The organism is Shewanella corallii, from assembly GCF_023349125.1.
GTDB classification, from domain to species: Bacteria; Pseudomonadota; Gammaproteobacteria; order Enterobacterales; family Shewanellaceae; genus Shewanella; species Shewanella corallii.
In genome coordinates this window covers 113,503-125,356 of record NZ_JAKIKT010000008.1, presented here as the reverse complement: position 1 = coordinate 125,356, position 11,854 = coordinate 113,503, and the positions used below count along the sequence as shown (strand labels likewise).

The window sequence follows — 11,854 nt, the reverse complement described above, 5'->3', positions numbered from 1 at the left end:
AGCCTGCTCGAAAAGCCACCCGCAGGTGGCTTGGGCAGATTACTTGCTGATCAGACGGATAGCGTCTTCAGCAATCACCCACTCTTCGTTGGTTGGGATAACCATGGCAACTGGGCTGCCATCTTTGGTGATCACACCACCGTTACCGAAGCGGGCTGCAGCATTGCGCTCTGCGTCAACTTCAAACTTGAAGATTTCCAGCAGGTTCAATACTTTTGCACGGATCAGGTCAGAGTTTTCACCGATACCACCGGTGAAGATAACTGCATCCAGACGACCCAGAGCTACGGTGTAAGAAGCAACATACTTGGCCAGACGGTAGCAGAAGATGTCCAGAGCCAGAGTCGCGCCCTTGTGACCTTCAGCAACACCTTCTTCGATGCCACGACAGTCGTTGGTCAGCTCAGAAATACCCAGCAGACCAGACTGCTTGTTCATCAGGTTGTTTACTTCATCTGCAGTGTAGCCCAGCTGGTGTACCAGGTGGTAAACGATGGAAGGATCCATATCACCACAACGAGTACCCATTACCAGACCTTCCAGTGGGGTCAGACCCATAGAAGTATCAACTGACTTACCGCCTTTAACCGCAGTTACAGACGCACCGTTACCCAGGTGACAGGTAATGACGTTGGTGTCGTTCAGATCTTTGTTCAGAGCCTTGGCAGCTTCACGGCTTACGAACAGGTGGCTGGTACCGTGGGCACCGTAACGACGGATGCCGTGCTCGCGATACAGCTTGTATGGCAGAGCATAGATGTAAGCCTGCTCAGGCATGGTCTGGTGGAATGCAGTATCGAATACAGCAACCTGTGGCAGCTCTGGGAAAGAGGCCATAGCAGCACGGATACCGATCAGGTGAGCAGGGTTGTGCAGAGGTGCGAAGATTGCGCTTTCTTCGATACCTGCCAGTACAGATTCGTCAATAACAACAGATTGGGTGTACTTTTCGCCACCGTGTACGATACGGTGACCAACGGCTTGCAGCTTGCTGGCCAGTTCAGGATGGGCAGCCAGGATTTTATCTACGATGAACTCTACCGCTTCGCGGTGAGCAGTGAAAGCACCCAGGGCAGCTTCGCTCTTCTGACCATTAGCTTTCCATTTGATACGGGAGTCTTCCAAACCGAAGCACTCAGCCAGACCAGAGATATGGTCTTCGCCGGTGGCAGCATCCATGATTGCGAATTTCAGCGATGAACTACCGCAGTTAAGTACCAAAACCAGATTGTTGGACATGTTTAAACCTTTCGCCATTGTGTGAGTGTTACCACTCTTTAACTTGGCTCCCATCTCATGATGGAAGCGCCGTACAAAAGCCCTGAGGGCTGACGGACACTGAGGTTAACCTGTGCGTGAGGCTTGGGGCAGATCCCCTGCCTGTGCTATGTTAACGACAGCAGTCCAAATTTCTTGGTGTCTTTTCTTGAGCAAACAACTTCTCAATACCATCAAACAAGGTCGTCTTTATATGAAGACCTGGCCTATGGTCAGACAGTTGGGGTTTTATTTCCCCGAGTATCGCGTTATCCGCGCTACTCAACTGGCCACCCGAATGATGCCGGGATTAGCCGTTTTGGCCGCGGCAAGTCAGCTTTTCCTGCATGGATGGGCGTTTCTGCCCCAGGCGCTTACCTTGGCCTTATTCTTTATCAGTTTGCCGTTGCAGGGACTGATCTGGCTGGGATGGCGTGCAAACCATCCGTTGCCGTTATCTTTGCTGGACTGGGGCAATCAACTGTCGACCAAACTTATGGCCATGGGAGTTAATTGCCATCCGCTGGGAGCCAAAGCCTGTTACCTTGATATGGCACTTTTGCTGAAGACGGCCTTCGAGCGGTTGGATGCCAGTTACTGGGAGGAGCTGTAGTGATTTATGCTCCCAGTTATATCAATAAATGGCGTTAATGCCCATATCGGTAAAGACGGCTTTAATCTGTTCCATGGTCTCGCGACTTGGTGGTGACACATGTTCCAGCTGATAGGTGTCACCCAGAGTTTCCCACTTGTGCTTGCCCAGCTCATGGTAGGGCAGCAACTCAACTTTCTCGACATTCTTCATAGGCTTGATGAATTCTACCAGCTTACGTGCTGACTCGATATCATCTGTGTGACCGCCTACAACCACGTAGCGAATCCAGGTCTTCTGATTGCGTTTTGCCAGATACTCTGCAAATTGCAATGTTCTGTAATTGCTTACTTTTGTCAGAATTATATGCTTTTCATCATCCATTTGTTTGATGTCGAGCATAACCAGGTCGGTATTGTCGAGGAGTTCGTCAATAATCGGTGTATGTTTGCGCACCATGCCGTTGGTATCCAGACAGGTGTGAATACCTTCAGCGTGGCAGGCTTTAAACCACTCGGCCACAAACTCGGCCTGCAGCATAGCTTCACCACCGGAAGCTGTTACGCCACCACCGTTGGCGTAAAAGCCACGGTAAGAGCGGATTTGGCCCATTAAATCTTCAACACTGGTTTCTTTGCCATCGTGCAGATCCCAAGTGTCACGGTTATGACAGTACAAACAGCGCATCAGGCAGCCCTGCATAAAGGCAATAAAACGAATACCCGGACCGTCTACGGTTCCGAATGACTCGATGGAATGGATGCGACCTTTAATCGTCATAGTGACTCCTGAAAGAGACTGTTGTACTTAAAGGTATTGCTGACAGGCGCCCTGTGTACGAAAACCCTGGGCGATAAAGATGTGACTTGAACGCTTTCTGTCACGGTCAGCAATACTATAGGGCATAAGCCCCAACAATCGCCCAATACAGCATTAAACGGCTGAATCCCTCTGTGAGGGAAGGGCGGTAACCAATTGCATTAACCCTCTGTGGGTCAGAAAGCTGATGCAATGGGTTGATAACAGGTGGTATCGGCGGGGCCAATACCACCTGATTCAATCAATCAGTGATTACAGAGACTTGGTGAAAGTACGGGTAATCACGTCACGCTGCTGGTCAGGAGTCAGCGAGTTAAAGCGTACTGCGTAGCCAGACACACGAATGGTCAGCTGTGGGTACTTTTCTGGGTGATTAACTGCATCTTCCAGAGTTTCGCGGTTCAGTACGTTAACGTTCAGGTGCTGACCACCTTCACGGTTCTCTTCGTGGTGGAAGTAACCATCCATCAGAGCAGCCAGGTTGGTACGACGAGAGCCGTCGTCTTTACCCAGAGCGTTAGGCACGATAGAGAAGGTGTAAGAGATACCGTCCTGAGCGTGGGCAAACGGCAGTTTAGCCACAGAAGTCAGAGACGCTACCGCACCGTTTTCGTCACGGCCGTGCATTGGGTTGGCACCTGGAGCAAATGGAGCGCCCGCTGGACGACCATCTGGAGTGGTACCAGTCTTCTTACCATATACCACGTTAGAGGTGATGGTCAGAATAGACTGAGTTGGGATTGCATCACGGTAAGTCTTCAGAGAACGGATCTTGTTCATGAAGGTCTCAACCAGTTCACAAGCGATGTCATCTACGCGAGCATCGTTGTTACCGAACTTCGGATATTCACCGGAGATTTCGAAGTCAACAGCAATACCAGCTTCGTTACGGATAGGCTTAACCTTGCCGTACTTGATAGCAGACAGAGAGTCAGCAGCGATAGACAGACCAGCGATACCACAAGCCATGGTACGACGTACGTCACGATCGTGCAGAGCCATAAGAGCTGCTTCGTAGCTGTACTTGTCGTGCATGTAGTGGATGCAGTTCAGTGCAGACACGTACTGAGTTGCCAGCCAATCCATCAGAGGATCCAGGCGAGCCATTACGTCGTCGTAGTCCAGGTACTCAGAAGTGATAGGGTCAGCTTTTGGACCTACCTGAGCGCCAGACTTCTCGTCAACACCGCCGTTGATTGCGTACAGCATGGTCTTGGCCAGGTTGGCACGAGCACCGAAGAACTGCATCTGCTTACCAACAACCATTGGGCTCACACAGCAAGCGATAGCATAGTCATCGCTTTCCAGGTCTGGGCGCATCAGGTCATCGTTTTCGTACTGGATAGAGCTGGTGTCGATAGATACCTTGGCACAGTATTCTTTAAAGCCCTGAGGCAGCTGCTCAGACCACAGTACAGTGATGTTTGGCTCTGGGCTTGGGCCCATGTTGTACAGAGTACGCAGAACACGGAAAGAGTTCTTGGAAACCAGAGTACGACCGTCCAGACCCATACCAGCGATAGACTCGGTAGCCCAGATTGGGTCACCAGAGAACAGCTCATCGTATTCTGGGGTACGCAGGAAGCGAACCATACGCAGCTTCATTACGAAGTGGTCCATCATCTCCTGAGCTTGCTGCTCGGTGATCACGCCATTCTTCAGGTCACGCTCGATGAAGATGTCCAGGAAGGTCGCGGTACGACCCAGAGACATAGCAGCACCGTTCTGGCTCTTGATCGCAGCCAGGTAACCGAAGTAAGTCCACTGGATAGCTTCTTGAGCGTTGGTAGCTGGACCAGAGATGTCATAGCCGTAGCTGGCAGCCATTTTCTTCATCTGGCTCAGGGCACGGTGCTGTTCAGCAATCTCTTCGCGAAGCTGCATGGTAGCAGACAGGTCTTCACCAGCTTCGAAACGAGGCTGCAGAGAAGCGAACTGAGCTTGCTTGTCCTTCATCAGGAAGTCGATGCCGTACAGAGCAACACGACGGTAATCACCAATGATACGACCACGGCCGTATGCATCAGGCAGACCAGTCAGTACGCCAGACTTACGGCAAGCCAGGATTTCTGGAGTGTAGATGTCGAACACACCGGCGTTGTGAGTCTTGCGCAGTTCAGAGTAGATGTACTTGATGTCTGCATCCAGCTCACGATCGTAGGCTTTACAAGAACCTTCGATCATGCGGATACCGCCGTTAGGGATCAGAGCGCGCTTCAGAGGAGCGTCAGTCTGCAGACCAACGATGGTCTCCAGATCTTTCTCGATGTAACCAGCAGCGTGAGAAGTAATGGTAGATACTACGTCAGTATCGAAGTCCAGCGGGGCGTGAGTGCTGTTTTCGATCTTGATGCCTTCCATTACCTTGTCCCACAGTTTTACTGTGGCTTCGGTAGCGTCAGCCAGGAAAGACTCGTCGCCTTCATAAGGAGTGTAGTTAGTCTGGATAAAGTCACGTACATTGACCTCAGTTTTCCAATCGCCGGAGGTGAAACCCTCCCAGGCACTTGCAAACAGATCAGTTTTGTCAGTCATCGTACTCATACCTTCTTGTTGAGATAAAGGTGATTGACCTTGGGGGAGGATCCTAACCGTGGGATTCGCGCCCTGGGTCAATATGGTGATCCTGCGTTGATACTGCCTTTCGGTATTGCCGAATCAGGTCAGGGCCACACGCAAAAATCGTTTAAAAAATCTTTTCCGCTGACAGTCGACCTTAATTTGGATTGCTCCTTTGGGACTGTCGCAAATTGGTAAGACCAATTAACCGTGAAATATATTAGCACAAGGCCTTAGGTGCCGCACCAGAAACACCATCCTCTGCAGTCAAATTCATCCGGTTTTGCTAGGTAAGTAGCAAAATTTTATTGTGCACCCGGTGAAAAGTGTGATCTATGCCCACTTTGGGTAAATCTGGCGAGATTATTGCTCACATGAAAATGGGAAAAATGCCGCACAAGAAGGTGTTAATTCAAGCAAGGTGATCAAAGATTCATCATTTGACCATAAAAAAGCCCGCGACAGCATGCTGCAGCGGGCTTTACCAATTTGCTTATGGGATTAAAGCAGAGCTGGAATACCTTTGATCATACCAACGGCCAACATCGCCACCAGACAGACCACAAACGCCAGACCTGGAATCACGATGCGATCCGCGAAAGACAGGGACTTAGGACGTTCTTTATCGCCGATCAGACCGTTGTTATCCAACAGCATGGTCAGTGCCCAGCCGAATACAGGGTTCACTACCATAGAGGCGAAGATACAAATACCGGCAGTCTGAGAAGATGCAGCAGATTTCACCATCTGCATACCTGCTTCAAGCAATGGCAGGAACACACCCACCAAAAGTGCGACGCTCATCACAGGAGCCCATACCGCGATATCCATCGGATATCCCACAGTGGCCACGATGATACACAGAATACCCAGCAGAATGCCGCCGGCAGGAATAGGGCGCTTGGCAATCGCCGCAGGGATCATGTAAGTGCCCCAGCTGGAGGTCACGTTACCACCACCGAAGGCTGTACCCACAAACTGACGTACAGAGCAGCCAGCCATGGTGTCATCCACGTCCATCAGTACTTTGTCACTGCCTTTTGGATAGTTCAGTTCCTGGAAAATACGGTGACCCAGGAAGTCAGGAGACCACATGGCCACGGCCAGAATCGCGAACGGCAGAGAGGCGATAAAGTGGCTTACGGTAGGCATGCCGAGTTTCCAGCCAGTCTCGGTAGAACCCCACCAGTAAGCTGGGTTCAGGTTAGGCAGACCAGGCTCGGTACTGAAGTGGAAAGGTGCGCCCATGGCCAAAGCCACAACCACAGCCAGTGCACTACATGCAGGAATCGCCAGCCAGCGCTTACCCACTTTGGCCAGGAAGGCATAAAGCACCACGTTCAGGAACAGAACCGTGAAGCCGATATAGCCCATGTTGAGCTCGGTAGACCAGTCCAGCAGGTTGTTGATCTGACCTTGAGCACCCATGATACCCAGGTACACAAGCAGACCCCCGGCAACCCCCTCACTGGTGAGGTTAACCAGCCGCGAGCCGCCTTTGACCAGACTCAGTGCCATACCGAAGATAAAGATAAGAATAGCCAGCGCCAGTGGGTGACCACCAGACAGCGCAATCATACCGATCATCGGAATCATAGGACCATGGTTACCCGCCAGGTTGGCGCGTGGGTTCATGAAACCGGATACGAAAATACAGAACAGCAGGGCAGATACCCACATCTCAACGCGTACGTTTTCGATGACGAAGTCAGGGCCCAGACCAAATGCAGAAGCATAGGAGGACATTACCGCACTGTACATCACGGTAATACCGATGGTTCCAGCCAGTGCAGGCACCAGATCTTCCCATTCGAAGCGGAAATCGCGACCTGGAAGGTTCAGGCGCCAGCGGCGTGGCTTCATGATAGTCAGTTCATGATCCAGATAATCACTGCGGGATTTGAATTCTGATGCCGGGCGGTGAAGCTCCTGATAGGAGGCCTCATCGTTGACCGCTTCCGGCTTGTTTACTGAGTCAGACATAGTCTCTCATTACTCCGAAACAACAGCGTAATTGCTATGGTTAAAGTCGTTTTGATTTTTGTCCCTGAGAGTTATTCCGGTGGTGGACTTGCTGGATGTGAGCAGTATTAAGTTACCGGATAACGCGGCTGCTTGAAGCGGGTTTGGCAGTATAAAAAACTGCAATCTATTATCCCGTTACGCCTTGCAGAAGAGTTCCATTTCACTTTGAATAAATTGGTAAGACCAATTTACCTGTCAGGATCTTACCATGTCTGATAACTCGACTCATCGACTATCAGTTTTATTGAAGTAGGTTAACAACGGAATTGAGATCTGGCTAGCAAGTATTGAAGTGTTTACTAAATAAGGGTTGACTGGGGTACGGGAATTGCAAACGTTGCGTTAATTTCATTTGTATCAATGACTTCCGCTTATTTTAAGACACATTTTATTAGTCCTCGGTGAATTAAAATGTGAACTTAATCAGTGGCTTGTTTTCTGTTGTTGTGAACTGGATGCAGGCTTTTCTCTTGAATGACAGGCTCGTTGCCGTGATTCCATCGGTGCAAGAGTTCATTCCAACTGAACCCCGGGTTCAAAACTTCCCATTATTTTTAGCTTAAGCAACTGGCTATCCTTGCGGCGTATTTTCAACCGCTTCAAGGATATTTTCACCCATGCTGTATCAGGCATACGCATATCGCCTCGCGGGAGGCTGTCAATGACAGGTCAACCTGTGACTCCTGTGCTTAACCTATGTCAACAGGCCGAATTATACGGTCACTCCAAGGTTATTAAGTCACCCTGGCAATCTTTCGGGCTGGCTATATTTGCCGGTGCCTTTATTGCGCTGGCATTCGTGTTCTACATCAATGTGACCACTGGAGCGGGCGATGCACCCTGGGGCATGGTGCGCCTGGTTGGGGGGCTGGCGTTCAGTCTGGGCCTGATGTTGGTCGTGATTTGTGGTGCAGAGCTGTTTACCAGCACTGTGCTGAGCACTCTGGCCAGAGCCCGCGGCATGATCACCACCAGACAGATGCTGGCATGTTGGGCCCGTGTCTATGTTGGCAACCTGATTGGTGCCCTGATTATGCTGACCCTGATTATGACCGCGGGTATGCATCAACTGGATGGCGGTAACTGGGGACTGAATGCCTTGAATATTGCCCAGCATAAGCTGCACCACAACTGGCTGCAGGCCATGGTACTGGGGGTGCTGTGTAACATGCTGGTGTGTCTGGGGGTGTGGATGACCTTTGCCAGTAAAGAGGTAATGACCCGCGCCATGCTGCTGATGTTGCCGGTCGCCATGTTTGTGTCCAGCGGCTTTGAACACAGCATTGCCAATATGTTTATGGTGCCTTTGGGCATTGCCATCTCTCAGTTTGCTGACCCAGGTTTTTTCGCCGCGCTGGATCTCAGCCGCGAGCAGTTCAGTGATCTGACCATAACCAACTTTGTTTTCAACAATCTTATACCCGTCACTCTGGGGAATATCCTGGGTGGTGGTGTCATTGTGGGATTGGGCTACTGGCTGATTGAAAACAAGGCTGGAGATAAAGAAGCGGTTCAAACCCAAAGATCTTCCAACACAGTTTCACACTGATAAGAGAGGCCGACCCTATGCTGAATAAATTGAACAAAACCCTGGTGTCAGATCTGATGCAGGCCAACTATCTGACCCTGTCTCCTGATATGAGTCTGAGTCAGGCGCTTAAGCTGCTCTGTGAGTCCGGTGCAAGCCATGGCATGGTCAAGGATCAGAGCAGATTGATAGGTGTACTCAGTCATCAGGAGATCCTGCGCGGTTTGTGGTCTGCTGAATTTGACTCATCGAACCAAGCTTTTGTGCGTGATCTGATGCAAACCCAGTTAACCACAGTGTCCAGCTGCCAACCTTTGGCCCAGTTGCTGGAAACCTGGGTGGTGGACAGACAAAAGCTGTTTCCGGTGAATGATATGGCCAGCCTGATTTGCAGCGGCTATCAAAGCTATGAAGAGAGACTGCGCCTGGCCGGCAGCGAACTGCCTGAGTTACTGCCAGTGGTTGAAGAGGATAAGCTGCTTGGCGTGTTAACCCGTCAGCAATTAGGCAGCTGGGTAGCGACTCAAATGGGTTGACCCTTAGGGTATGAACAATAAAAAAGGATAGCCGCGGCTATCCTTTTTTATATCTGTGTTCAGCATGATTGATGTTGACTCAGCGTACCAGTCGTTTGGCCTCGTTTACTACCACATCGCGCAACGGATTATCCGGTGCGTCCTGACGCCACACAAAGCCCAGTCGGCGCTCCAACTTCAATGAAGGGGTCGCCAACACCACAAGTTCACCAGCGGTGACTTCTTTTTCCACATCCAGCCAGGGCAGGGCAGACAGATAGCCACCACGCTTCACCAGCGCTTTGAGCACATTGGTCTGGCTGTACTCTTTCCACACATTGACCTTGTCTATCACGCCGTGAATGGCAGCGTTGAATACTCTGCGGGTACCTGCACCATGTTCCCGCATCACCCACTGAGCCTGCTGCAGATGAATTGGTGTCACTTCCGCCTGGCTGCAATAGGCATGGTGTGGTGAGGCAACCACCACCAGACGGTCTTCTATCCACGGAAGATAGTTCATGCGGCTGTCATCACAACGACCTTCAATAATGCCCAGATCATAATCGTGGGACAGTAGTCCCTGAATCACCTGATCACTGTTCTCGACTGTTAATGACAACCTCAATTCAGGAAAGTGCTGATCCAGGCTGGCAATCAGGTTAGGCATGATATGTTCGGCCACGGTTTGACTGACACCCAGCCCAAGTTTGCCCGACAGCAGATGTTGGTCATGCAGACCAAGTTCAATCTGTTTGGCATCCTGCAGCAGTTTTCTGGCGCGTGGTCTCAGCCAGTGACCCCAGTGGGATAGAACCAGACGGTTTCCCTGCCGGGTGAATAATGGACGGCCCAGCAAAGATTCCAGTTGTGAGAGCGACATACTCACAGCAGATTGGGTCATGGACAGCTTTCTTGCGGCTGCACTGACGCTTTGCTCTGAGGCGATAGCATCAAATACTGAGATTTGTTTTAGTGAATACTTCATATTTATTGAAGCTCGGCTGAAGTGTCAGGAAGGCATTGGCGGCTATCATAGGGGCTCATAAATCAATAAACAAAAACAGCTTCAATAAATTAGACCGGTTTCATATTTATGCATTTGTTGAAAATTAGGGGGTGGTGAAATAGTTCTTATAAAACAAAGGTTTTCATATTGTCTATAAGCATGATTGATACCTTTCTTAAGCTTTTTTGAGCGTGTCATTGCTGAGTGTTGAGCGTTTAAAAAGCGATATCTGCCACTCGCTGAAAATGGTATTGACTGGCGACGTGGATGAGGGGGATTTGCCCGGTAAAAGCGGCTGGATTTAAGGAAGAGGTAAGGCGGGAGCTTGAATTGGGTTATCAGTGTTTTTGAAGGGGTGGGGGAGATAGCTTCCCAACCCCTTATCTGGAGTTACTGAGTTGCTTGTGGGCTCCAGTTATCTTTAATGCCGGGTAGATAGTGCATCAAATATCTCAGGGCAACATAGCCAACCACCAGAGTCGCGATAGCCAGTTCAATCACTGCCAGAGTGTGCAGTAGTCCGGCGAATGAGCCCATACCCGCAAAGTGGTCAGCCCATACTGCACTTTTAAACAGTGCGGTGGCACCAATTACCATAGGGAAGGTGAAAGCCGCATAGCCAGGTGAGAATGGCAGTTTCATCAGGTGGAAGAAAGCCAGATAAATCACCAGAGTCATGAGTACTGCCACTGACAGCAGCAGGCCAACAATCACTATGGAGGGGTTATGCACCACTGTCAGATAACCGGCCAGAGACAGACTGGCAGGAGCTGCCAGAATCGCAATAGTTGGCTTGGCGGCTTGAGGCACAGGTTCACAGAAAATCAGTCGGTACAGCATCACAGGCAGCATAATCAGGTAGGCCAGCATGCCGAAGATAAGGATGCCATTGGCCAGCCAGCCGTAACCCTGTCCTGGGAAGCTCACTGCCGCCACTATGATGCCGATGGGAGGCACGAACCAGCTTGGCACCATATGGTCCAGTTTAAAATCAATGGCGCGGTAGTAAACAAACGCAGCCAGAAACGCGATGTGGATAGCGATTGCCAGTAGCCAGAGCGCCAGACCCACAGAGGAGACAAATATGCCCACGGCTTTGGAAATCACCATAAGTGCCATGGCAAATGTCGGGATCACACTGCCCACCACTGGGTGAGTCAGCTCTTGCCACAGGACTTTAGGGTGAATCACGAATTTGGCAACCAGTGCCAGCAACATCACAGCTGCAATGGCGGCTCCTGTCAGCTGACCTGCTCCGTGCAGCCCGGTAGCGAGGTTTTCCCAGGTCCAGCCCAGGCTGCCAATGGCCAGTGCCAGTCCAGCCATTGGGCTGGGAATAGTGGCCAGTTTATCTTTCCAGGAAGAAGTGAGTGTTGTCATGGGGAAGCTCCTGAATTCTTGCTGTCATCGGACGCGACAGTCTTAATGCAGGCAGTCTAGGTATTTCCGTAGAATAAGAAAATATAAAATTAATTACTGTTAGATTAAGTATTGGTTAATCATATACTGAAACTCAGCTGGTTCACTAGATGAGCCGTTATTTTTGCATG

The 11,854-nt window shown here is 50.5% G+C and carries 9 protein-coding genes; 3 read left to right on the top strand and 6 right to left on the bottom strand.

The window, feature by feature from the left end:
- Window positions 1–39 precede the first annotated feature (39 nt).
- Complete coding sequence (gene ackA, locus L2725_RS18365) at window positions 40–1,239, bottom strand: acetate kinase (RefSeq protein WP_249250287.1); 1,200 nt, start codon at window positions 1,237–1,239, stop codon at window positions 40–42.
- A gap of 187 nt (window positions 1,240–1,426) precedes the next feature.
- Between ackA and yfbV the strand changes: the two genes are divergently transcribed.
- On the top strand, window positions 1,427–1,870 hold the full coding sequence (gene yfbV, locus L2725_RS18360) for a terminus macrodomain insulation protein YfbV (RefSeq protein WP_248934799.1): 444 nt from the start codon (window positions 1,427–1,429) through the stop codon (window positions 1,868–1,870).
- Window positions 1,871–1,891: 21 nt separating this feature from the next.
- Here the strand turns inward: yfbV and pflA are convergent, their stop codons facing one another.
- The 3 genes from pflA to L2725_RS18345 all read right to left on the bottom strand — a co-directional run bounded on the left by pflA (window position 1,892) and on the right by L2725_RS18345 (window position 7,210).
- Entirely contained in the window at window positions 1,892–2,629 is a 738-nt protein-coding gene (gene pflA / locus L2725_RS18355; protein ID WP_249250285.1) for a pyruvate formate lyase 1-activating protein, read from the bottom strand.
- A gap of 291 nt (window positions 2,630–2,920) precedes the next feature.
- On the bottom strand, window positions 2,921–5,203 hold the full coding sequence (pflB, locus tag L2725_RS18350) for a formate C-acetyltransferase (RefSeq protein ID WP_248934797.1): 2,283 nt from the start codon (window positions 5,201–5,203) through the stop codon (window positions 2,921–2,923).
- Window positions 5,204–5,728: 525 nt separating this feature from the next.
- Entirely contained in the window at window positions 5,729–7,210 is a 1,482-nt protein-coding gene (locus tag L2725_RS18345; RefSeq protein WP_115138143.1) for a DUF3360 family protein, read from the bottom strand.
- A 703-nt stretch (window positions 7,211–7,913) separates the two neighbouring features.
- Between L2725_RS18345 and focA the strand changes: the two genes are divergently transcribed.
- Both focA and L2725_RS18335 read left to right on the top strand, forming a co-directional pair.
- Window positions 7,914–8,801: a formate transporter FocA gene (gene focA, locus L2725_RS18340; RefSeq protein WP_249250284.1), complete on the top strand. Its 888-nt coding sequence runs from the start codon at window positions 7,914–7,916 to the stop codon at window positions 8,799–8,801.
- A gap of 17 nt (window positions 8,802–8,818) precedes the next feature.
- The gene (locus L2725_RS18335) at window positions 8,819–9,316 is read left to right on the top strand and encodes a CBS domain-containing protein (RefSeq protein ID WP_249250283.1); all 498 of its coding nucleotides are present in this window, start codon (window positions 8,819–8,821) and stop codon (window positions 9,314–9,316) included.
- A 79-nt stretch (window positions 9,317–9,395) separates the two neighbouring features.
- On the opposite strand, the gene L2725_RS18330 is transcribed toward L2725_RS18335, so the two are convergent.
- Both L2725_RS18330 and L2725_RS18325 read right to left on the bottom strand, forming a co-directional pair.
- The gene (locus tag L2725_RS18330; RefSeq protein ID WP_249250282.1) at window positions 9,396–10,283 is read right to left on the bottom strand and encodes a LysR family transcriptional regulator; all 888 of its coding nucleotides are present in this window, start codon (window positions 10,281–10,283) and stop codon (window positions 9,396–9,398) included.
- Window positions 10,284–10,694: 411 nt separating this feature from the next.
- Window positions 10,695–11,684 carry a TDT family transporter gene (locus L2725_RS18325; RefSeq protein WP_249250281.1) on the bottom strand — a complete coding sequence of 330 codons (990 nt, stop codon included), beginning with the start codon at window positions 11,682–11,684 and terminating at the stop codon, window positions 10,695–10,697.
- Window positions 11,685–11,854 lie beyond the last annotated feature (170 nt).